This window comes from Trueperaceae bacterium, from assembly GCA_036381035.1.
Taxonomy (GTDB): domain Bacteria; phylum Deinococcota; class Deinococci; order Deinococcales; family Trueperaceae; genus DASRWD01.
Map to the genome: position 1 here is coordinate 21157 of DASVDQ010000130.1, position 23096 is coordinate 44252.

The following is a 23096-nucleotide window of genomic DNA, read 5'->3' on the forward strand; positions in this document are numbered from 1 at the left end:
CAGGTGCCGGGACCGCGGGCCGCACGGCGCCGCGGTCCCGGCACGATAACCGCTCCCGCCGGCTAGGTAGCGGAAGCGGGGCCGGCGCCCTCCTCCGGCAGCGCGGGGAGGTCGAGCTGCCGCTTGAGGTAGACCCAGGGGAACCAGCTCCTGCCCACGCGCTGCCAGCCCGCTTCGAGCAGAGGTTCCACGGCGTCTGAGCCTGCCATCAGCCTGACGTGCTCCCACTGCCTGTCGGACCTGCGCACCACGTGGTGCAGCATCCCGTAGCCGATCGAGTGCCAGCCGTGCCGGCCGAGACGCTCGAGGACCCTCATCTCGTTGAAGGCCGTGAGGCCCGAGACCACGCGCACCTCGCCGGCCCCCGCGGGCGCTCCGACGCCCCCCTCGGGGGCCTCGTCCTCGTCCGCGCGCCCGAAGCGCTTCTGCGCCGCCTGGCGCGAGATGCCCAGGCGCGCGCCGATGGCCTCCCAGCTCTGCCCCGCCGACCGCGCCGCGGCGACGGCCGACCTCAGCAGCTCCTCGGTCTGGCGTTCGGCCTTGGCCGCGATCGTCACCAGGTCGAGGTACGCCTCGGGGTCGGTGGCCATGCGCGCCTCGAGGTCGGGGCCCGCCTCGGCCAAGGCCGCGGCGAGGCTGCCGGCCAGGCGCGCGTCGTCGATCTTCGTGCCTTCCGTCATGCTCACCTCCGTGCCGCCCGCCGGCACGTGGCCGGGCGAGGCGTGCGGCGCCGCTCTGTCAACCATAGGTTGACGGCCGCGCGGTTGTCAACCGCGGGTTGACAGGGCTGCCCTGAGGTGGCATGGAAGAGCTGGGCCGCGGACCGGCGACCCCGGCAGGGGCCGGTCGGGCCCGGCCGAGACCCGGGCGCGCTCCCGCTAGATCACGCTGAAGGTGACCCTCAGCCGCAGGCGCTCGATCGCGTAGCCGATCGTCGCCGTGCCGTCCTCCTGGGCGGTCACGTCCTGGCCCGTGAGGTGGGCGCCCCAGCAGATCACGCGGTCGTTGATGGCGGCGAGCTGGTCGGGGTTGAGGTTCGCCGCGCCCGCCAGCCGCTGCGACGTGCGGGAGAGGTCCACCGTGATCACGGGCCCGAGCGTGTTCGACGCCTGGAAGACGTCCTCGCCCTCGCCGGCGACGTACGCCCGGCCCTGGACCTTGCCGGAGAGCTCTGGGCCCTCGTAGTGGACGTCGACGATCCACTGGAGCTGGGCGGAGTGGACCGTGGCGCCGGGGGCGACGTCCTCGAAGACGAAGCACTCGCCCTCGTCGGTGGGCACGCGGAGGTCCAGCTCCTCGACCTCTCCGGCCCCCACCTCCGTCGTGATCTCCCCCTTGGGGTCGGAGATCTGGGCCTTCAGGTCCACCTCGTGCGGGAGCGGTAGGGCCGAGCAGGCGGCGAGGCCGAGCACCGCCAGGCTGGCGACGAGGACGCTTGGGACACCGGTCAGGCGCATGGGCTCCTCCTCGTGACGTCGTCCCGCGCGGCCGGGCCGCCGACCCTCGACGACCGGCGCGGGGCGCGCCCGTACGGCACCTTTGCCCCTGCCCATGAACGCCCGCCGAGGGGTTCATGAGCGACCGGGCCCAGCTCGCGGTGGCCCTCAGGCGGCCGCGCCCGTGCTACGATGCCGGAAACGTTACCGGAAGGGACCACCGGAGGCAGGTACGCGGCCGGCGCCCAGGCCCGGAATCGATTCCGGCAGAGGGGCGCGGCCACAGGGAGGCGGGGGATGGGCAGCAGGTCGCGGGAGGCCAAGGTCACGATCCGCGAGGTCGCCGCCGAGGCGGGCGTCGGCATCGCGACCGCGTCCCGCGCCCTCAACGACGAGCCCGAGGTCTCCGAGGCCACGCGTCGGCGCGTGCTCGAGGCCGCGAGCGCCCTCGGCTACCGGCGCTCCTCCGTCGCCCTCGGGCTCAAGCGCGGCACCACCGACAACATCGGCGTGGCCGTGATGTCGCGCCATGCGCCCGTGGTCCTCAACCCCTTCTACATGGAGGTCATCGGCGGCATCGAGGAGGTGCTGGAGGAGGCCGACAAGCACCTCGTCCTCAGCAGCCTCAAGCGGCGCGAGGACCTCCTCGACCTGGCCCGCGAGGGGCGCGTCGACGGCCTTCTCGTCGTGGGCTGCGACGTCAGCGACGAGATCCTCGGCGCCCTGCGCGAGCGCCGCGTGCCCGTGGTGCTCATCGACCACGAGTTCCCCGGCCTGCCTTCCGTCGTCACCGACCACGACCAGGCCGGCAGGCTCGCCGCCCGCCACCTGCTCGAGGGCGGCGGCACGCGCTACGCCTTCGTGAGCGAGAACCTCGACAACCCGAACTTCGGGGCGCGCCTCGCCGGCTTCAGGGACGAGCTGGCCGCCGCCGGGGTCGAGCTCGACGAGCGCGCCGTGGCCGCGGGCGGCGACGCCTGGGACGGCGGCTTCTACGCCATGGAGGAGGTGCTCAGGCGGCTGCCTGAGCCTCCCGACGCGGTCTGCGCCGCCAACGACCCCGCCGCGATGAGCGCGGTCAAGGCGCTGGCCGCGCGCGGCCTCGGCACGCCGGGCGACGTCGCGGTCGTCGGCGTCGACGACATCCACCTCGCCGCCTACCACGACCCGCCTCTCACCACCGTGAGGGTCGACAAGCTGGGACTGGGCCGGACGGGCGCGCGGCTGCTGCTCGCACGCCTGGAGGGCCGCGAGGTGCCCGAGAGGACCACGCTCCCCACCGAGCTCGTAGTCAGGGGCACGACGCGCGCGGCTTCCCCTGGCGGCGTCGCGCGGACCGGGGGCGCAGGGGGCGGTCGGTGACGGCCGCGGTGGAACCGGTGACCCCGCCCCCGCGTGCGGGAGGTCGCCGGTGAGCGCGTCGCTCGGCAGGGCGGAGCCCGCGGTCGGCTGGCTGGGCCGCCTCGCCTCCACGCTGAGCCCGCGCCGCGTGTGGCGCGAGATCAGGCGGTCGAACCCCGTCGGCTACCTCTTCGTGCTGCCGTACGTGCTCTTCTTCGCCGTCTTCGTCGCCTACCCGTTCGGCTTCGCGTTCTTCCTCACCGTTCACAACTGGAACATCGTCAGGCCGGAGAAGCCGTTCGTCGGCACCCGCAACTTCGAGATCCTCTTCAGCGACCCGCTGTTCTGGAAGGCCCTCGGCAACACGGCCGTGTTCCTGGCCGTGCACATACCCCTGCAGATCGCGATCGCCCTGCTGCTGGCCGTGGTCCTCAACCAGCCGCTGAGGGCCCGCGGCCTGTTCCGCACCGCCTACTTCCTGCCGTTCGTCACGTCCGGCGCCATCGTCAGCCTCGTCTGGCTGCGCCTCTACGCCGACGACGGCCTCCTCAACCAGGCGCTCGCGTCGCTCGGGCTGGGGCACGTGGGCTGGCTGTCAGACCCCAGGGTCGCGATGCCGAGCATCGCCGTGATGGCCACCTGGAAGAACGTCGGGTACTACCTGATGATCTTCCTGGCCTCGCTCCAGGCGATCCCCTCGCAGCTCTACGAGGAGTCGTACCTCAACGGCGCCAACGCCTGGCAGCGCTTCCGCTACATCACCTTCCCCATGCTGAACCCGGCGTTCATCCTCGTCGTGGTCCTCTCGACGATCGGCGGCTTCTCGCTGTTCGTAGAGCCTTTCGTGATGACGGGCGGCGGACCGCTCGACGCGACCCTCAGCCTCGTCCTCTACCTCTACCAGCAGGCCTTCCAGTTCCTGCGCATGGGCTACGCGGCGACGATCGGCGTCGTGCTGGCGCTGCTGATCTTCGTCGTCACGCTGATCCAGCGACGCTTCCTCGAGCGGGAGGTGGGGTACTGATGACCGGCTACGTCGGCAGCCGGCTCGAAGGCTTGGGCGGCGCCGCCAGGCGGCTGCTCTTCTACCTGCTCCTGACCCTCGGCGCGCTCGGCTTCCTGCTGCCCTTCCTCTACATGCTCTCGACGGCGTTCAAGGGGCCGCGCGAGCTCTTCGACCTGAACCTCGTCCCGCGCGAGCCGACGCTCGACCACTTCCGCGCGGTGTTCACGCAGATACCCATAGGCAGGGCCCTCTTCAACTCGGCGTTCGTCTACCTCCTGCAGACGGCGAGCGTGCTCGTGTTCTCCTCGATCGTCGGGTACGCGCTGTCGCGCCTGAGGTTCTTCGGACGCGAGTTCGTCTTCAACGTGATACTGCTCACGATGATGATCCCCGGCCAGCTCCTGCTCATCCCGCTCTACCTGCTCATCGTGAGGTTCGGCTGGACCGACTCGTACCAGGGGCTGATCGTGCCCGGGGCGGTGAGCGCCTTCGGCATCTTCATGTTCCGCCAGAACTTCAAGACGATCCCCCAGGAGCTCATCGACGCCGCGCGCGTCGACGGCGCCTCCGAGCTCACGATCCTGTTCCGCATCATCTGGCCGCTGTCCGCGCCGGTGCTCATCACGGTCGGGATCTTCACGTTCATGGGCGGCTGGAACGACTTCCTGTGGCCGTCGCTGGTCAACCGCGACATCCGCTTCCAGACGCTCACGCAGATGGTCACGCTCTACGGCATCGGCGGCCAGGCGGGCGGCCAGGTGGGGGCGGTGATGGCCTCGAGCCTCATCGCCGTCCTGCCCATGGTCGTCGTCTACCTGGTGTTCCAGCGCTACTACCTGCAGGGCATCGCGGGCACGGGGGTGAAGGGGTGAGGGCGCCGCTCGGGCCGAGGCGCGCGACCCGGCGCGCGCATGCGGCCGCGCGGACCGCGGGCCTGCCGCGCACGACCCCCGGGGGACCGAGGACGGAGGAGGACCTGGTGACACACGTGAGAGAGGGAGCAGGCACAGGGGCCCGGACCAGGCGCGGTCCGTGGCCGGCCCTGGCGGCCCTGGCGGCGACCGCCGCCCTGGCGCTGCCGGGCCTGGCCGCGGCGCAGAGGACGCTGACGTTCTGGCCGTCGTCCAACCCCGAGGAGATCGAGTTCGCGCGCCGGATCGTGGACGAGTGGAACGCCGCGAACCCCGACCTGCAGGTGCGCATGCAGCCGCTGCCGGCCAGCCGCTCCACCGAGGAGGTGCTGCTGGCGGCCATCGCGGCGAGGACCACGCCAGACGTGGCGGCGAACATCTACCCCGGCGCGATCAGCCAGTACGTCGAGGCCGGTGGCCTCTACGAGCACGAGACCCTGCCGGGGTTCGTCGACTTCATGGTCGCGCGCTCCGGCCAGGACGTCCTCGACCTCTACACGCACCCGAGCGGCCACGTCTACCAGGTGCCGTGGAAGTCGAACCCCGTGATGTTCGCCTACAACGTCGACCTGCTGGCCGAGGCCGGCATCGAGCCAGAGGACCTCGCCACCTACTCCGGGTTCCTCGAGGCCGCCCGCAAGGTCAAGGAGAAGTGGGGCGGCGAGAAGTACCTCTACTCGCCCACCGTCGACGTCACCTGGTGGCAGCGCTTCTTCGACTTCTACACGCTCTACATCGCCGCGTCCGAGGGGCAGACCCTGCTCGACGACGAGGGCAGGGTGATCTTCGACAACCAGGCCGGGCTCGAGGTGTTCGAGTTCCTCGCCACCCTGTTCCGCGAGGGCCTGGCGGCGAAGGGTCAGTCGGCGCAGAACCGCTTCTTCCAGGGCACGGTGCTCGTCGAGCAGGCCGGGCCGTTCACGATGCCCTTCTACGAGAACAACGCGCCGGAGGGCTTCAGGTTCGGGCTCATACCGCCGCCGGTGCCGGACCGCCTGGCCGGCAAGCCCGTCTACACCTACGGCGACCCGAAGAACATCGCGATCTTCACGAACAGCCAGGTCCCCGAGGACGCGTGGCGCTTCATCCAGTTCATCCTCTCGCCCGAGAACGACGCGCTGTTCCTCGAGATCACCGGCCAGATCCCCTACCGGCTGGGCATGGAGGAGGACCCGCTGTTCGCCGACATCATCGCGAGCCAGCCGCACCTCCCGCCGTTCCTGGAGCAGGCCCAGCGCACGCGGGGCGTCGACGACACCCCGTACCTGATCGAGATCTACAGCGCCATCAGCCGCGAGTACGAGGCGGCGGTGGTGCAGGGGGTGAGGTCACCCGAGGAGGGCCTGCGCCGCGCCGCGCAGCGGGCCCGCGACATCATCAGCGGCTTCTACTGAACGGCTTCGCATCGAGGACCCACCGCGCCGGGCGAGGACCGGCGCAGACGGACCAAGGAGGCAGTGGATGAGAAGGACCCTCGCAACGTTGGCAGCCCTCGCGCTCTGCGCGACGGCACTCGCCGAGACGCGCACGGTGACGGTGAACCTGGAGTCCCTCACCGGGCGCCCCGTGCCGGTTAGCATCGACCTGCTCACGCTGCGCGACGCCATCGGCGCCGAGTTCCCCATGGACTGGACCAGCCTGAAGGTCAGCGTGGACGGCGCCGAGGTGCCCTACCAGATCGACGACGTCGACCTCAACGGACGCCTCTCGGCCGGCGACCAGCTCGGCTTCCTCGCCACCGGACCGGCCACGATCGAGATCGCCGACGCCCCGGGCGAGGGCGCGAGCTACGAGCCGGCCCTCTCGGTCGCGGGCGATGACCCCGCCGTGATCACCTCCTCGCTCGCCGATGGCTTCGTCGTCGAGGTGCCGGCGCACGGCCTGGCGCGCATCGTCGGCTTCGGCGACACGCAGGCGCTGATGGCGAACGAGATCGGCATCCTGCGCTTCAGCGGCTACCCCGAGAGCACCTGGTGGGCGAACGAGCAGCTCGGCCCGCACGAGGAGTACACGAACCTCGAGGCGGGCGGCATGCGCCACGTCGGCACCACCGTCCTGCCGGCCGGGCCGGCCCGCGTGACGGTCGTCGCCGAGTACGCCAGCGACCGCTTCGTGGGCCTGAGGCAGCGCCTCGTCACGCACGTCTGGGCGACGGGCGACGTCGAGGTGCAGAACGACGTGAGCTTCGGCGGCTACAGCGACATGATGAAGCTGCAGAGCATGGCCACGGCCGTGATGACCCAGGCCGACCTCGACTCGGTGCACGTCCTGCCCGTGTTCCGGCGCCTGATCTGGGCCGACCAGCTCGGCACGACGCCCGAGGGCTACTTCGCCGAGCGGAACGCCACGACCACCGTCGACGGCCAGACCTACCTCGCCTTCCCCGCCAACGACACGCTCAGCCCGCTCTACTGGGGCGCGACCTACATCTTCGCCTCGGCCGAGCCGTGGCGCGCGAACTACAGCCCGAGCCTGGGCGTGGGCGTGGCCGAGCTCTCCTACCGGACCCCCGAGGTCATCGAGGACTACGACGCCTGGCTCTCCGGCAGCACCTGGGTCTTCGAGTCGCAGGAGTTCCGCACCGGCGTGTTCAAGTGGACCGCCGACGAGTTCGCCGGCTACGAGGCCACCGCGAACGTCACGCCGAGCACGCCGAACCACTACCTGCCGGGCGACACCGCCACGTTCCATATGGCGTACAGCGCGTTCGGCGCCGGCTCGACCGAGGACGCGATCCGCTTCGCGCGCGACCGCCAGGCCGAGCTGGCTTCGGTCGCCCTGGAGTGATGCCGGCTGAAGGCGAAGGGGGCGCGCTCCGGCGCGCCCCCGCCTCACGCGTGCTGGCCGCGGCGCTGCTGGCGTTGGCCACGGCCGCCGCGCAGGCGCCCGGCTGGCCGGAGGAGCCGCTGACGAACCTCTCCCACCTCGAGTCGCTCACCACCGAGTTCGACGTCGAGGGGGAGCGCCACCTGGGCGTGTGGGTCTACGCCGAGCCGAGCCCCACCGACCCCGACGCCTACGTGGGGCGCGAGGCGCCCGGCGAGGGCGTCACCGACCTCGACGACGTGGCGCGCGCCGTCGTGGCGTACCTGAGGCACCACGAGGCCACGGGCTCGCAGCGCTCGCTCGAGCTGGCGAGGGGCCTGCTCGGCTACGTGCTGGCCATGCAGGCCGAGGACGGCGAGTTCTACAACTTCGTGCTCGCCGACGGCACGATCAACAGGCTGGGCATCACCAGTCGCAAGGGCGCCGGGTTCTGGTCCGCCAGGGCCCTGTGGGCGCTGGCCGAGGGGATGAGGTCCTTCGCCGAGGCGGACCCGGCCTTCGCCGCCGAGCTGCGCGAGGCGTTCCTGCGCGGCGTCGCGCCCTTCGAGGCCGAGGTCGCCCCCGCCTACGGCACCTACGTCGCGCGCCACGGCCTCGAGGCCCCGGCCTGGCTGCCGGACGACGGCGCCGACGTGGCGTCGAACCTTCTCTTGGGTCTCTCTATCTTCCTGCGGTCCGAGGAGCACGAGGGCGTGAGGCGCCTGCAGCGCATGGTCGCCGAGGGCCTCCTGGCCCTCCAGTACGGCCCCGAGGGCACCTATCCGTTCCTCGCCCACATGCCGTTCGCCCGCGACCCGCTCGACTGGCACGCCTGGGGCAGCCGCCAGACGCAGGCGCTGGCGCGAGCGGCGGAGTCCGCGGCCGAGGTAGAACCCGACGCGTCGGCGACCTACCTGGCCTCGGCGGAGGCCGAGGCAGGCCACTTCTTCGTCCACCTGCTCGTGGACAGGGGGCCCTACACGAGCATGAACCCGGCCGTGCGCGTCTACCCGCAGATCGCCTACGGCATGGAGGCGATCGCCAGCGGCTACTTCGCGCTCGCCGACGCCACGGGCAAGGACGTCTACGACAGGCTCGGCGGGCTGACGACCGGCTGGCTGCTAGGCAACAACGGCCTGCGCCAGGCGATGTACGACCCGCAGACGGGGCGCGTCTACGACGGGCTGGAGCGGGGGGTGATCAACCGCAACGCCGGCGCGGAGTCCACGATCACCGGCATCCTCGCCCTCACCCAGGCCGAGGCGCGTCCGGCGGCGCGGGCGATGCTCGACTACGTCTGGCTGGAGTCCCACGCCGAGCTGACCGTCGAGGCCGAGAGCGGCACCGACTTCGGCGAGGCTCCCGCCACCGAGGTCGACGCCACCGCCAGCGGCCAGCTCGCCGCCGTGCTGAAGCCGGGCGCCAGCCTGTCGCTGCGCGCCGAGGTGCCCGCGGCGGGCCGCTACGTCGTCTACGCGCTCTACCGCGACGACCCCTGGGAGGCCAGCGCGACCGTCTTCGTCGGCCGCGAGCGCCTGGGGACCGTCGCCACCACGCCGTCTCGGGAGTCGCGGTTCGTGATGAGGGAGCTGGGCACGGTGGGCCTCCCGCAGGGACCGCTGAGCCTCACAGTCAGCCACGAGGCCGGGCGCGACCTGCGCTTCGACGCCTTGGTGTTCAGGCCGGTGATCGAGTGGAAGCTCTACGGGCGCGAGGGCTCGCGCCTGCTCCTCGTCAAGAGCTGGTCGCCGGCGGAGGAGCCCGTCGCCGCCGAGCTCGTCCCGCCGCTGGCCGCGGCGGAGGGCGCCGCCGTGGAGGCCTACGACGCCCGCGCGAACCGGGTGGCGAGCGGCGCAGCCGGCGGCCTGCTCCTGCCGCCCTACGGCTTCGCGCTGCTCGAGTGGCCCGACGCTTCACCACTGCCCGACCTGGGCATGGCCACCGCCAGGGTGGGACCGCTGCTGGCCCTCGATACGGCGTTCGCGGACGGCGCCTACCTGGCCCTCGACCTCACCCCGGCCTTCAACGCCGACGCCTTCTCCACCCCTTCTCGCCCGCAGCGCGGCAACTTCGACAACCGCTCGGGCGTCTACGGCGCCACGTTCCCCGCCGAGTTCGCGCCCGACCCTTCGTCGCGCTTCGACGCCGGCGGCGTGCCCTTCGTCTTCCCGCCCACCGACACGCTGCTGAACAACGTCGTCATGCTCGGCCAGAGGCTCGAGGTGCCGCCGGGACGCTACGGCGAGGTGCACCTCCTCGGCTCGTCCGACCAGGGCAACTACCAGGCCGACGTGACGCTGGTGTACGAGGACGGCTCGAGCGCGTCCGTGACCCTCGGCCTCTCCGACTGGTGCCAGCCGCCGCGGTACGGCGAGGCCGTGGGCGTGGAGTTCGCGCAGCGACGCGGCACCAGCGGCATGTTCGAGCGCATCACCTGCCGCATCCTCCACCAGGTCGTGCCCGTGGACCCCGAGCGCGTGCTCGTGCGCGTCGACCTGCCCGACCGCGAGACCATGCACCTCTTCGCGCTGACGCTGGCGGCGCCAGCCCAGGAGTGAGCCAGATGAAGCTGACACGCCACCCGGCCAACCCCGTCCTCAAGCCCAACGTCCTCAACGACTGGGAGGCGCTCAACGTCTTCAACCCGTCGGTGGTGGTGCACGGCGGCCTCTTCCACATGCACTACCGGGCCCAGGGCACGGACTACGTCTCGCGCATCGGCTACGCCGTGTCGAAGGACGGCGTGCACTGGAACCGGCTCCAGCGACCGGTGCTCGAGCCGGAGGCGGAGTACGAGGCCAGGGGCGTCGAGGACCCCCGCGTCACCGAGCTGGGCGGGCGCTTCTACATGGCCTACACCGCGTACGGACGTGCCGGCGCTCACCCCGGCGTCGGGCAGACCGCCACCGGCATCACGCCCATGTACGCGGTGAGCGACAACCTCATCACCTGGGAGCGCATCGGGCCCGTCGTGGTGGGCGAGGACAACAAGGACCACGCTCTCTTCCCCGAGCTCGTGGGCGGTAGGTACGTGACGTTCCACCGCCGACCGCCGTCGATATGGCTGGCGTTCTCGGAGGACATGCGCAGGTGGGTCGACCACGCCGAGGTCATGCGTCCGCGACCGGGGAGCTGGGACGGCAAGCGCATCGGGGCGGGCGGGCCGCCCATACGCACCGACGAGGGCTGGCTGATCATCTACCACGGCTACGACGAGTCGCACGTCTACAAGATGGGAACGGCGCTGCTCGACCTCGAGGACCCTCGGCGCGTGCTGAAGCGGCCCCGGGAGCCGGTGCTCGAGCCGCAGGAGACATGGGAGATGAAGGGCGACGTCCCCAACGTCGTCTTCGGCACCGCGAACCCGGTGGTGGACGGCGAGGTCTACCTCTACTACGGCGGCGCCGACAGGGTCATCGGCCTGGCCACGGCGCCGCTTGAGGACCTGCTCGCGTGGACGATCGCGGAGGGGTGAGGAGCGCGGGCTGGCCGGGACCCGCCCCCTACAGCTCCCTGAAGGCGGCGGCGTACGCCTCGTGCGCCGCCGCGATCGCGCGCAAGTAGGCCCCGCGCGCCCGCTCCAGCGGCGTCGACGCGGCGCGGAGCGCGGCGGCGTACTCGCCGGCGTCGAACGCCGGGTCGCCGCCCCACGGCGAGAGGCGCTCGAGCGCGAGCAGCTCCCGCTCGATGAGCGTGCCGGGCGGGGCCGCCCGGCAGAACTCCCGCCGCGCGGCCTGGAGGTCCTCGGCGAGCGCCCTGGCGGCGCGGAACGCGAGCCTCAGCTCGGCGTCCTGCGCGGCGTGCGCCTCGAGCTCGCGGAACAGCTCTACCTCCTCGGCGAGGCGGGAGTCGCGGATGCGGTGCGGGTTGAGGGGGTTCGTGGCCCAGGAGTCAGCCTGCTGCGGGCTGCCCGTGGACGGGGCGCCGGTGTGCATGCGTGCGTAGCCTCTCGCTGCGCCGCAGCCCCGAGGAGGCCCGGGGCGCGGGCGCCCGAGTCTAACCGCGGACCGGTGACCCGCGAAGTCGGGGGTTCCACAAGGGCGGATCGGGTGGTACCCGCGGAGACCACCGACCGACGGCGCCCTTCAGGGACCGGCCCGCCCAACCCAGCCGGCCCGCCCGTCGCGTCCCTGAGCGGGGCCGTATATGATTCTGCTCTCGCTAGCTCTGGCTGCCGCTGCACAGCGCATCGGTCCTCCCCGTGCATCAGCACGGGGGACGGCCAGAGGGCAAGGAGGGTGTTCGAGTGACGCAGTCCCTGTCCGCGCGTAGGCTCCCTCTCCCGCACAAGCTCGTGTTGGCCCTGCTGCTGGCCGTCGGCGCGATGCTGAGCACCGCGACGGCCCAGTCGCGAGACCGCCTGGTCATCGCGCTGCCCATAGACATCACGATCCCTGACCTACACAAGGGCAGCGGCCTGCCGGCGTTCGGCGCCGTCGCCCAGATCGCGGACCCGCTCGTGCTCGAGCGCGACGGCGAGATCATCCCGTGGCTGGCCGAGTCCTGGGAGTACACCGACGGCGGCCGCAACCTCATCTTCAAGATCCGCGAGGGCGTGAAGGCCCACGACGGCACCGACATCACCGCCGAGGACGTGGCGTGGAGCATCAACCGCTTCCGCGAGATATCGATAGGTCGCTCGTCACTGGCCGTCGTCACCGACGTCACGGCCCTCGACGACTACCACGTGCAGGTCTCCACCGAGGAGCCGTTCGCGCCGCTGCTGGCGACTTTCTCCTACACGCTCATCGGCGTCTACTCGAAGGACGCCTACGACGCGGCCGGCAGCGACGAGGCGTTCTCCCTCCACCCCGTCGGGCCCGGCCCCTACCAGTTCGTCGAGTGGGTGCCCGGCCAAAGGCTCGTGCTGGAGGCGTTCGAGGACTACTGGGCCGGCGCGCCGAAGGTCAAGACCGTCGAGTTCCGCGTGATCCTCGACGAGGCCGCGCGCGTGGCGGCGCTCGAGGCCGGCGAGGTCGACGTCATACACGCCTTCGCGCCCATCGAGGCCGAGCGCCTGTCCTCGAACCCCGACGTCACCGTCATCAACCCGCCGTCCGCCGGCTTCATCCGCCTGAACATGAACACCTCGCGGCCGCCGTTCGACGACCCGCGCGTGCGCCAGGCGATGGCCTACGCCATCGACCGCGAGGCCATCGACGAGGCGATCTTCCTCGGCACGGCGCCCGTGTCGCACTCGCTGGTGCCGGCGGGCACGTTCGCCTACACGGACGAGTTCGACGTCTACCAGTACGACCCCGAGAAGGCCAAGGAGCTGCTGGCCGAGGCCGGGGTCCCGGACCTCACCTTCGAGCTGGCCTACGGCGCCGGGCGCTACCTCCTCGACAGCGAGGTCGTCGCGATCGTCCAGGCCCAGCTCGCCGAGATCGGCGTGACCGCGAACATCAGGGCGATGGAGTGGGCGCAGTTCTCCGAGTACATCCGCCAGCCGCCCGAGGAGTCGCAGACGCAGATGAACCTCACCTGGTGGCGCTCGGTGAACGGCGACCCCGACAGCGCGATCGGCGTGTTCACCGCCGCCGAGATGCCGCCGGCGGGCAACAACCCCACCTACTACGTGAGCGAGGAGTTCGAGCGCCTCTACGCGGCCCAGCAGACGGAGCCGGACCCCGACGCGCGGCGCGAGCTCCTCAGGGACCTGCAGCGGGTGCTGATGGAGGACCTGCCGGCCGTCCCGATGTACCAGCAGCCGCAGCTCTGGGCGGCGCGCAGCGACGTGGTGGGCATGGAGGACGTGATCACCCCGCTCAGCACCCTGCGGCCCCTCTACACCGTGTCGATCGAGTAGCCGACGACACCGCGAAGGCCGCGGCCCGCGGGGCGCCCCCGCCCACGGGCCGCGGCCGGCAGCCCCCGAGCCCCCGAGAATGTGGCGCTACGCCGTTCAGAAGCTGGTCCTGGCCGTCCCCACGGTCCTGGCGGTCGTGGCCTTCGTCTTCGTGGCCATACGCCTCGTGCCCGGGGACCCCGCGGTGATCATGGCCGGCGACTTCGCCGACGCCGCGACGCTCGACCGGCTGCGCCGCGAGTGGGGCCTGGACCGCCCGCTCCCCGTACAGTTCGGCGTCTTCGTGTCGAACCTGGTCAGGGGCGACCTGGGCGACTCGATCCGCTCGCGACAGCCGGTCGTGCGCGAGCTCGCCTCCCGCCTGGGCGTGACCTTCACGCTGGCGCTGGGGAGCATAGCGGTGACCCTCCTCATCGGCCTGCTCGCCGGCATCGCCAGCGCCGTCCGCCCCTACACCGTCGTCGACTACGCGTCCACGGTCGTCTCGCTCCTCGGCGTCAGCATGCCCATCTTCTGGTCGGGGTTGATACTGATAATCGTCTTCGCCCTGCGGCTCGACTGGTTCCCGACCGGCGGCATCGGCACCTGGAGGCACTACGTGCTGCCGTGCCTGAGCCTCGGCGTCTTCTCGGCCGGCGTGGTGGCGCGGCAGACACGCAGCGCCATGCTCGAGAGCCTGGCCACGGACTTCGTCCGCACGGCGCGCTCCAAGGGCCTGCCGCCACACCGGGTCGTGCTGAAGCACGCGTTCAAGGCGAGCCTCATCCCCATCATCACGATCACCGGGCTGCAGTTCGGCCGCATGCTCGCCGGGGCGATCCTCACCGAGACCGTGTTCAGCCTGCCCGGCCTCGGCAGCTACCTGGTCACGGCGATCGCGCAGCGCGACTACCCGGTGATACAGGGCATCGTCATGGTCATGGCGCTGTCGTTCACGCTCGTGAACCTCGTCACCGACCTCCTCTACCCGCTCGTGAACCCGCAGGTGAGCCAGTGAGCGCCGACGCCGGCGCGGAGGCGGCGGCCACCGTCGGGAGGCAGCGCCCGTCGGCCAGGGCGCTGAGGCGCTTCCGTCGCCACCGCGCCGCGCAGGCGGGCCTGGCGCTGCTGCTCCTGCTGCTCCTGGCCGGCCTGCTCGCGCCGCTCATCGCGCCCTACGACCCGAACGCCACCGACCTGAGGCTGCGCCTCGCCCCGCCGTCGTGGGAGCACTGGTTCGGCATGGACCACCTGGGGCGCGACCTGTTCTCGCGCGCCATCTACGGCGCCCGCATCTCGGTGCTGATCGGCGTGATCTCGGTGGGGATCGCCCTCCTCGGCGGGATGCCCCTGGGGATGGCCGCCGGCTACGCCGGCGGGCGCGTCGACCGCGTCCTCTCGGCCGTGATCGACTTCCTGCTCTCGTTCCCGCCGCTCCTGCTGGCGATCCTCGTCATCGCGATCTTCGGCCCTGGCCTGCGCAACGCGATGATCGCGATAGGCGTCTCGCTCGTGCCGGTCTTCGCGCGCCTGATCAGGGCCGAGGTGCTGCGCGTACGCGAGGAGGTCTACGTCGAGGCCGTGCGAGCGCTGGGGGCGCCGCACCCTAGGGTCCTGTGGGTGCACATCCTCCCGAACTCCCTGCCGCCGATCATCGTCCAGGTCACGCTCAGCATGGCCACGGCGATCCTCTCGGCCTCGTACCTCGGCTTCCTCGGGCTGGGCGCGCAGCCGCCCACGCCCGAGTGGGGCGCCATGCTCAACGAGGGGCGGCGCTACCTGCGCAGCGCGCCGCACGTCTCGATCTTCCCCGGCACCGTGATCGTGATCGCGATCCTCGCGTTCAACCTCTTCGGCGACGGCCTGCGCGACGCGCTCGACCCCAGGGCGCACCGCGGCTAGGCCGCGAGAAAGGCAAGACATGAGCGAACCCCATCCCTCAGAGGCGCGCCTGCTCTCCCAGGTCTCCGGGCCCAGGTTGATGGAGGCCACGAGGGCCATCGCGCGGTGGGTCCGGCTGTCGGGAGAGCCGGACGAGCTCGCCAGCTTCGAGTGGGTGCGGGACCGGCTGAGGGAGTACGGCTACGAGACCGAGCTCACCCACCACCGCGCCTACATAAGCCTCCCGGGACCGGCCGTGCTGCGCGTCGCGGGCCAGGAGCGGACCATCGCGGGCATCAGCCACGCTTTCGCCGCGAGCACTCCCCCCGACGGGCTCACCGCCCGGCTCGTCGACGCGCGCGAGCGTGAGGCCGCGGGGTCTTGCGCGGGCGCGATCGTGCTCGTCGACGGCATGGCGAGCGGGGTCTCGGTGCGCGAGTGGGAGGGCCGCGGCACGGTCGGGCAGGTCCACGTGCACGACGACCACCTCCACGAGACCAGCGTGTCGCCGGTGTGGGGCAACCCCACCGAGGAGGGCCTGGCGCTGATGCCGTGCACGCCCAGCCTGGCGATCAGGCGCTCGGACGCGGCCTGGCTGCGGGAGCTGCTGGCCGCGGGACCCGTCGAGGTGACCGTCCACACCGAGGTCCTCACCGAGTGGCGCGAGGTCCCGCTCCTCACGGCCGAGCTCCCGTCGGCGCCGCGGGAGCCTTACGTGCTCCTCTCGAGCCACATCGACTCCTGGTACCACGGCGCCATGGACAACGGCAGCGCCAACGCGACCACGCTGGAGGTCGCGCGGCTGCTCGCCGAGAGCGCCGGCGAGCTGCGCCGCGGCCTGAGGGTGGCCTTCTGGTCGGGCCACTCGCACGGGCGCTTCGCGGGGTCGGCCTGGTACGCCGACGACCGCTGGCTCGACCTGTACGAGCACTGCGTGGCCCACGTGTTCGTCGACTCGACGGGCGGTATGGGCGCGACGGTCGTCACCGAGGCGCCCGTCATGCCGCAGACGAAGGCGTTGGCGGCCGCGTCCGTGACGGCCGTGACCGGCGAGGAGTTCGACGGCAAGCGCATCGGCCGCTTCGCCGACCAGTCGTTCTACGCCATCGGCCTCAACTCCGTGTTCGGGACGCTCTCCGAGCAGGAGGCGTCTTCCTCTGCGGACGCGATCAGCTTCAAGACCGGCGGCAGGCGCGCCGGCGGGCTGGGCTGGTGGTGGCACACGCCCGACGACACCGTCGACAAGGTCGACGAGGCCTTCCTCGTCAGGGACACGAAGATCTACCTCTCGGCCCTGCACCGCCTGCTCACCGCGCCGCGCCTGCCCTTCGACTACCGGCCGGCGATCGACGAGATCGCCTCGACGATCCGGGCCCGGGCCGCGTCCGCGGAGAGGCACCTCGACCTGCGCGGGCTCTTAGGCGACGTCGCCCGGGCCCGGGACGCCGTCTACGCCTTCCACGAGGCCCTCGACGGGTCCGGCGCCGAGGCCGACGATGTCGCGAACCGGGCCCTCCTGGCGCTGTCGCGCCACCTCGTCCCCGTGGCCTTCCACGAGAGCGGACGCTTCGAGCGCGACCTCGCCGAGCCTCTGGTGCCGGTGCCCGCGCTGCGTGACCTGGAGCGCCTGGCGGAACTGGCGGAGGGCGACCCCCTGGCCCACGCCATGGCCACGCGGCTGCACAGGACAGTGAACCGCGTCCGCTTCGCGCTGCGGAACGCGACCGGGGTCGCCAGCGAGGCCGCGGAACAGCTAGGGAAGGCAGCCGCCCCCACGGAGCGGTGAGCGGCGCGCGGGGACGCCTCCCGTCCCCTATGCTGGCGGCGAGGAAGCTGCGCAGCGGGTCGTTGCGGGGGCCCGGGTCGGCCTGGCCAGCCGCATGCCCGCCCGAGAGCGCGCGTCCCCGACGCCGATGATGCACGCCCAGCCGGGCCGCCCCGGGGCGGTCCAACCCATGGGAACCCGCCTCCTGAGGCCCGGTAGCTCCTGGCTGCCGACGTTGCTGCGGCTGTCCTGGTACGCCGCCCTCCTCGCGATCGCGGCGCTGTTCGCGTCGAGCGTGCCGGCCAGCTACCGCCTCCTCAGCTCCGGCACGGTAGGGGTCCTGCTGAAGCAGGACCTCCAGGGGCGGGTCGCCCTGCAGCCCATCCCCGGGCGCCCCGCCGCGTCCGCCGGCGTGCGAGCTGGGGACGTGCTGCTCGCCGTGGACGGCGAGCCGGTCGGGTCGTCCGCCACGGCGGCGCTCGTGGCGCGCATGCGGGGCGCGCCGGGCGAGCCGATGACGCTCACCGTCGAGAGGGCCGACGGCGGGACCGCCGACGTGGAGCTCGTGCGCACGCACCCCGCGTCGGAGCGGCTCGGCATCTCCCCCCGGACCTACGCGCTCATCCTCATCGTCGTCGGCGCGCTGTTCGTGGCGGCCTACATCGTGCCCGCGGGGATCATCGCGCTGCGCCGCCCGGACAACTGGGTCGCGGCCCTGGTCTGGCTGACGCTGGTGCTGATCGCCGTGTTCAACTCCCGCGCCAACGCGGCCCTGACCTTCGCCGACGGACCGCTCGGGCTAGCCGTCACCGCCGCCTACCACGTGGCCGTCCTCCTGGTGCTGCTGGTCTTCCCCGACGGCCGCCTGTCCCCGCGCTGGGCCCGCTGGTACCTGTTCGTCGGCCTCGCCTGGATCGCCTTCAAGGTCGCCCCGCTGCCGGCGTCGTACGCGCTGATGGCCACCCCGTTCTGGGTGCTCATCGACTTCCTGGTGTTCGGCATCGCCGTGACCGCCCAGGTCGCCCGCTTCAGGCGGTCGACGGACCCCGCCGCCAGGCAGCAGACGAAGTGGCTGGTGTACGGGCTCGTCACGGCCTTCCTGGTGCAGTACGCCTACTACATCCCGCTGGAGTTCGTGAGCACGTTCCAGAGCCGGTCGGTCTACGAGTTCGCCGGCTCGATCGTCAACCACGTCCTCATGCTGGGGGTCCCCGTCGCCTTCACCTACGCGGTGCTGCGGCACCGCCTCTACGACATCGACCTGATCATCAACCGCACGCTGGTGTACGTGCCGCTCACGGCCATCCTGGCGGGCGTGTTCGCGGCCTCGGTCACGCTGCTCCGCGGCCTCTTCGACAGCCTGCTGGGAGCGTCTTCTGGCGCGGCGCCGGTGCTCTCCAGCATCCTCGTCGTCGCCCTGCTCACGCCGGTGAAGGACGCCCTGCAGAAGGCCGTGGACGCGCGCTTCGGCTACTCCTCGCGGGCCGACCGCGCGCTCAAGGACCTCGAGGCGCAGGTGACCTCGCGGCTCCACGAGGTCGACGCCGGCCCGGCGATGAGGCGGCTGCTCGAGCACGCCGTGCGCGCCTTCGACGCGGTGGGCGGCGCCGCCGAGCTCGAGGCCGGCGGCGAGTCGCGCACGCTGGGCACCGTGGGCGTGTGGACCGGGGAGAGCGTCGTCACGGTGCCGGTCGAGACCTCGGGCCGCACGTTCGGGTGCGTGCGGCTGGCCGCCCGCCGCCGCGGCGCCGCCTACCTGGCGGCGGACGTCGAGAGGCTCCGCGCCGCGGCGGCGGTGGTCGCCACGGCGATCGCGGAGGACCGCGAGGAGTAGGGAGCGCCCGGGCCGGCGCGCGGTCGCCGCCGGCGCCGTCCGGCCCGTCCCCCACGACCGCCGCGGGCGCCCGCGCCCGGCGTCGGACTGGGAGGGCGGCCCACATATCAGACTTATGAAGCGCGGGAGTAGCGTTGGCGCGACGTCACAACGTCGCCAGGAGGAACGCCATGGCCCGCGCGTATCACCGTCGTGGCAAGGCCGTCCACCTGCGCCTGCGACCGGGAGCGCACCTTCGACCCGAGCGCGTCCGGGGTGCAGGGCCTCGCCACGCAGTACCTGGTCCGCGTCGACACCTCCAGCGTCGACGACCCGGCGGCGAGCCTGGCGGAGGACCTGAGGAAGCTCGACGCGCACGCGACCGGCAGGCACGGCGTGTCGAGCCAGCAGGGCTTCGAGCTGCTCGGCCTCACGAGCTCGGAGGCCGCGGACGGACTCGACGTGGGCATCAACTGGGTCGGCAGCGGCGACGGTCCGTTCACCGACCGCACCTCGATGGAGGCGCCCACGGGCGGTACGCTCGCCGGGGTGGCCTACAACCCCGACGCGTTCACATGGCCCTCGCACGCCCGGTTCTCCGAGCAGGAGATAGGCGTGGCCGAGGCGTGGCGGGCGCTCGACCTCGCCGGGAGGCTCGGCAACAGGGTCAAGCTGGCTGTCCTCGACATGGGCTTCCAGCCCGACGACGACACGCCTTCGGGCTGGGACGCGATCTCGAACGTCCCCCTCAACGACGCCATCGGCACCGAGAACCTCCTGTCGTGCAGCGGCGGCAGCGACTGTCCCTGGCACGGCACCAACGTCATGAGCGCGGCCATGGCCGTGGCCGACAACGGCTTCGGCTCGGCGGGCTCGGGCGGGCCCGTCGCGCAGCCGGTCCTGGTCTTCACGCTCTACGACTTCTTCACCTCGATAACGGCGCTGGGCGAGGCCAGGGTCCTAGGCGCACGCATCGCGAACATGAGTTACTCGGCGCCGGTGCCGTGGTACCTGGCCTGGAGCGTACTGCCGTTCGAGGCCGCCACGATCGCGTTCCGCGAGACCGGCATGCTGCTGTTCGCGGCCGCCGGCAACGAGGGGAAGAACGTCGACGGCGAGGGCTGCACGCTCGGCGTCTGCTGGGAGCGCACGTGGGTGACCCCCTGCGAGAACGGCGGCGTGATCTGCGTCGGCGGGCTCGAGGGCGACTCGACGTTCAAGGCTCAGGGCTCGAACTACGGCGGCGAGCAGGTCGACATCTTCGCCCCGTACACGCTGTGGCTCGGACCCGACCCCGACGCGCCGGACAACCGCGCACGCGTGAAGAACGGCACCAGCTTCTCCTCGCCGTTCGTGGCGGGCGTGGCCGCCCTGATATGGGCCGCCGACCCGGGCCAGAGCGCCGACGACGTCGAGTCGGCGCTGATGGACAATGCCCACCCGAACAACGACGACCGGGTGAAGCGCCACGTGGACGCCTACGCCGCGGTGACGGCGGTGCTCGGCAACGTGCCGCCGTCGATCACCCTCTCGGGCGGCGGCGACGTGCCCGTGAACGTGCCGCTGACGGTCTCAGCCACAGTCACCGACCTCGAGGACCCGTTCCCGTGCTGCACCGTCACCTGGACCTCCGACGTCGACGTACCGCTCGCCGGCAGCGGCTTCCAGCTCGAGGTCACGTTCACGACGCTGGGCCCCCGGACGATCACGGCCACCGCCACCGATCAGGACGGCGCCAGCAGCACGGCCAGCGTGGTGCTCAACGTCGTCAACGACCAGCCGGACGTGACGATCGGCGCGCCCTCCGACGGCGCCGAGGTGTTCCAGGGCGCCGCGGTCGTGCTGCGCGGCTCGGCCGACGACCGCAACGAGCCGGGAGGGGAGCTGGCCTGCGAGAGCCTCGAGTGGACGTCGAGCGTCGCGGGCGACGACGACTTCCCCGCCAGCGGCTGCGAGCTGCAGGTGACCTTCGACACCGTGGGCGGGCGCACGCTCACGCTCACGGGCACCGACGGCATGGGCGCCACCGGGAGCGACAGCGTGACGATCGCCGTGGTCGAGGCGCCGCCGAACCTGCCGCCGAGCGTCGTGATCACGAGCCCGGTGGACGGCTCCACGCCGCCGGTGGACGAGCCCGTGACCCTGTCCGCGGCGGCCGCGGACCCCGAGGGCGACACCCCGCTCACCTACGAGTGGACCGTGAAGCTCGGCAGCGACGCGGCCATCGTGGTCGGCGACGCCGCCAGCATGGCGTGGACGCCCAGGGACACCTACGCGTTCGACCAGGAGGGCAACTGGACGATCGAGGTCAGGGTCAACGTCACCGACAGCGAGGGGAACGTGGGCACCGACGCCGTAACGCTCCCCTACCAGCTGATCTTCTGAGCCGCATGGGGCAACCGGAGCGGCGCCTCGGGGGCCCGGCAACGAGGGTGACAGGGTGCTCAGGAAGCGGGTCCTAGCCGACCCCGACCTCGACCCAGCGGCCCTGCTCCGCGCTGGCGCGGATCGCCTCGATCACCGCCAGGTTCGCGACGGAGTCCTCTAGCGGCAGGGGCACCGGCCGGTCCTCGAGGATGGCGGCGGTGAGCGCCTCGGCCTGCAGCCGGTACTGGTCCTGGCGGTCGAAGACCGTCTCCGTGGTCGTCGTCCTCCCCGTCTGGTGACGCAGTAGCAGCCGATGTCCATCAGCCCGCCGCCGCCCAGCGCCGGCTGGTCGCGGATGTCCGCCGGGTCGAGGTTCGCGTAGGAGAAGAACGAGTGGACCGTGCGCAGGTCGCCGATCCCGCCGTCCGCGACGAGCGACAGGGTCCGCTCCCACTGGGGATGGAAGCGGTACATGAACGCCTCCATCACCTTCAGGTGCGGCCGCGCGTTCGACGCCGCTACCAGGCGGCGGGCGTCCGCGACGGAGAGGCCCAGTGGCTTCTCGACCAGCACGTGCTTGCCGGCCTCGAGCACCGCGATCGCCCAGGGGACGTGGAGGTGGTTCGGGAGCGGTACGTAGACGACGTCGACGTCGGGGTCGGCGAGGAGCGCCTCGTAGCTGCCGTACGACGTGCGGTCCCGCGCGGGACCCAAGGTCGGACCGCGGCGTCATACGACCGGCGGAGGCGGGCTCGGGCGCCGGTGCCATAGGTTCTCGACCATGCCCGGAGACGAGACCCCCACCGAACGCGGGGCGGGCGCCGGCTCGCGGTCAGCCGGCGCGCCCGCGACCCTCCCGGGGCTGGGCGTCGCCCTGCCCCCGCGCCGCGCCCTGCTCGCCCTCGCCACGCTGGCGGCGGCAATCTGCGCCGCCGTGGTCACCCAGGTGTTCCTCGCCGGGCTCGGCCTGCTTGTGGACCCCGGCTACCTCGCCTGGCACTCGGCGTTCGTGCACGTCATCGAGGCGGCGGCGATCGCGCTCATCGTCCTCGGCGTCGCGGCGCGCCGCGGCGGCGCCCTCGTGGCCCTCAGCGCCGCGCCGCTCCTGCTGATCCTCGCGCAGTACGCGCTCATCCACGGCTCCGACGGCCCCGTGCGCGCGCTCCACGCCGTCAACGCGTTCGTGCTGTTCGCGGTGAGCTGGGTGCTCGCCAAGCGGTCGTCAGCGCTGCTGGCGGTCGACGAGGCGGCCTCTCCCGCGCAGGCGTCGCCAACCGGCCCGGACGCGCGGCTGGGCCTCGCGGTCGCGGGCCTGACGGCGGTCTTCATCGGCGTCGCCAGCGTGATGGCGAACCAGGGGACGGCCGGCCGGGCGGCCGACACTCCGCCGACCGTCGCCGGCGAGGCCGTGGCCGGGGACCGCTCCACCGGGGAACGCGACGCCGCCGACGCCGCCCTCGGCGCGCGCGTCTTCGCCGAGAACTGCGCGGGCTGCCACGGCTCGCGGGGCGAGGGGCGCATCGGTCCGCGCCTCGCCGGCAACCGCGCCCTGGCGGACCGCGGCTTCGTGCTGCGCCGCGTCAGCGAGGGCGAGGGCATCATGCCGGCGTTCCGGCGCTCGCTCTCGCAGGAGGAGATCGAGGCCGTCGTCGACCACGTGAGGTCCAGCTTCGGCAACGGCTTCTGAGGGCGCCCGTGTACTCGCGTCCGCCCTCACGAACGGCCGCCAGGCCGAGGCTCCACTTCTCGAGGAGCTTGTTGTTCAGCTAAGAGCCAGCCTTGGGCGAGAGTCAGGGCGAGAGAGCAGTCCCGATTCCGTCCCAGTTGGTCTCGCCTACCAGAAGTCAAGCTGCTAGCGGGCTGCTGCGTTCTGGTCGGGTAGCTCGCAGCGCATTGCTGAGGGCGTTTCGACCCTTTGGTCATGGTTAGTCGCACAGAGTCCGCTGCTCCGCGGACGTCCCTGCGTGCATCACATTGGTCGAG

The 23096-nt window shown here is 72.1% G+C and carries 18 protein-coding genes and 1 pseudogene; 14 read left to right on the plus strand and 5 right to left on the minus strand.

Annotation, left to right across the window (positions count from 1 at the left end; genetic code table 11):
• Positions 1-62: 62 nt before the first annotated feature.
• Positions 63-680 carry a hypothetical protein gene (locus VF202_14470; protein ID HEX7041318.1) on the minus strand — a complete coding sequence of 206 codons (618 nt, stop codon included), beginning with the start codon at positions 678-680 and terminating at the stop codon, positions 63-65.
• 198 nt (positions 681-878) lie between these two features.
• A complete protein-coding gene (locus VF202_14475; protein ID HEX7041319.1) occupies positions 879-1457 on the minus strand; it encodes a hypothetical protein in 579 nt (192 codons plus the stop codon).
• Between the two features lie 276 nt (positions 1458-1733).
• Between VF202_14475 and VF202_14480 the strand changes: the two genes are divergently transcribed.
• From VF202_14480 to VF202_14510, 7 genes are all read left to right on the plus strand, one after another.
• Positions 1734-2798 (plus strand): LacI family DNA-binding transcriptional regulator, encoded by a 1065-nt coding sequence (locus tag VF202_14480; protein ID HEX7041320.1) that lies wholly within the window; start codon positions 1734-1736, stop codon positions 2796-2798.
• 49 nt (positions 2799-2847) lie between these two features.
• Positions 2848-3801, plus strand: coding sequence for a sugar ABC transporter permease (locus VF202_14485; GenBank protein ID HEX7041321.1), 954 nt, complete (start codon positions 2848-2850; stop codon positions 3799-3801).
• Positions 3801-4655, plus strand: coding sequence for a carbohydrate ABC transporter permease (locus VF202_14490; protein HEX7041322.1), 855 nt, complete (start codon positions 3801-3803; stop codon positions 4653-4655). The genes VF202_14485 and VF202_14490 overlap by 1 nt, the downstream gene beginning before the upstream one ends.
• A gap of 107 nt (positions 4656-4762) precedes the next feature.
• Entirely contained in the window at positions 4763-6088 is a 1326-nt protein-coding gene (locus VF202_14495) for a sugar ABC transporter substrate-binding protein (protein HEX7041323.1), read from the plus strand.
• Between the two features lie 67 nt (positions 6089-6155).
• Complete coding sequence (locus VF202_14500; protein ID HEX7041324.1) at positions 6156-7481, plus strand: hypothetical protein; 1326 nt, start codon at positions 6156-6158, stop codon at positions 7479-7481.
• Complete coding sequence (locus VF202_14505) at positions 7481-10057, plus strand: hypothetical protein (GenBank protein ID HEX7041325.1); 2577 nt, start codon at positions 7481-7483, stop codon at positions 10055-10057. The genes VF202_14500 and VF202_14505 overlap by 1 nt, the downstream gene beginning before the upstream one ends.
• A 5-nt stretch (positions 10058-10062) precedes the next feature.
• Positions 10063-10974, plus strand: a complete 912-nt coding sequence (locus tag VF202_14510) for a glycosidase (GenBank protein HEX7041326.1) — start codon at positions 10063-10065, stop codon at positions 10972-10974.
• A 28-nt stretch (positions 10975-11002) separates the two neighbouring features.
• Here VF202_14510 and VF202_14515 read toward each other — a convergent pair whose 3' ends face one another.
• Complete coding sequence (locus VF202_14515; GenBank protein HEX7041327.1) at positions 11003-11434, minus strand: hypothetical protein; 432 nt, start codon at positions 11432-11434, stop codon at positions 11003-11005.
• A 311-nt stretch (positions 11435-11745) separates the two neighbouring features.
• Between VF202_14515 and VF202_14520 the strand changes: the two genes are divergently transcribed.
• The 6 genes from VF202_14520 (at position 11746) to VF202_14545 (ending at position 21131) form a co-directional block, all read left to right on the plus strand.
• On the plus strand, positions 11746-13308 hold the full coding sequence (locus VF202_14520) for an ABC transporter substrate-binding protein (GenBank protein ID HEX7041328.1): 1563 nt from the start codon (positions 11746-11748) through the stop codon (positions 13306-13308).
• Positions 13309-13387: 79 nt separating this feature from the next.
• On the plus strand, positions 13388-14305 hold the full coding sequence (locus VF202_14525) for an ABC transporter permease (GenBank protein ID HEX7041329.1): 918 nt from the start codon (positions 13388-13390) through the stop codon (positions 14303-14305).
• Positions 14302-15189, plus strand: coding sequence for an ABC transporter permease (locus VF202_14530; GenBank protein ID HEX7041330.1), 888 nt, complete (start codon positions 14302-14304; stop codon positions 15187-15189). The genes VF202_14525 and VF202_14530 overlap by 4 nt, the downstream gene beginning before the upstream one ends.
• Positions 15190-15208: 19 nt before the next feature.
• Entirely contained in the window at positions 15209-16954 is a 1746-nt protein-coding gene (locus tag VF202_14535) for a M28 family peptidase (GenBank protein HEX7041331.1), read from the plus strand.
• A 169-nt stretch (positions 16955-17123) separates the two neighbouring features.
• Entirely contained in the window at positions 17124-18767 is a 1644-nt protein-coding gene (locus VF202_14540) for a PDZ domain-containing protein (protein HEX7041332.1), read from the plus strand.
• A gap of 192 nt (positions 18768-18959) precedes the next feature.
• Positions 18960-21131: a S8 family serine peptidase gene (locus tag VF202_14545; GenBank protein HEX7041333.1), complete on the plus strand. Its 2172-nt coding sequence runs from the start codon at positions 18960-18962 to the stop codon at positions 21129-21131.
• Positions 21132-21204: 73 nt separating this feature from the next.
• On the opposite strand, the gene VF202_14550 is transcribed toward VF202_14545, so the two are convergent.
• Together VF202_14550 and VF202_14555 are read right to left on the minus strand one after the other, a co-directional pair.
• A complete protein-coding gene (locus VF202_14550; GenBank protein HEX7041334.1) occupies positions 21205-21567 on the minus strand; it encodes a Gfo/Idh/MocA family oxidoreductase in 363 nt (120 codons plus the stop codon).
• Between the two features lie 62 nt (positions 21568-21629).
• Positions 21630-21827 (minus strand): annotated as a pseudogene (locus VF202_14555) (Gfo/Idh/MocA family oxidoreductase).
• A gap of 67 nt (positions 21828-21894) precedes the next feature.
• Between VF202_14555 and VF202_14560 the strand changes: the two are divergent.
• On the plus strand, positions 21895-22800 hold the full coding sequence (locus VF202_14560; protein HEX7041335.1) for a c-type cytochrome: 906 nt from the start codon (positions 21895-21897) through the stop codon (positions 22798-22800).
• Positions 22801-23096: the final 296 nt, after the last annotated feature.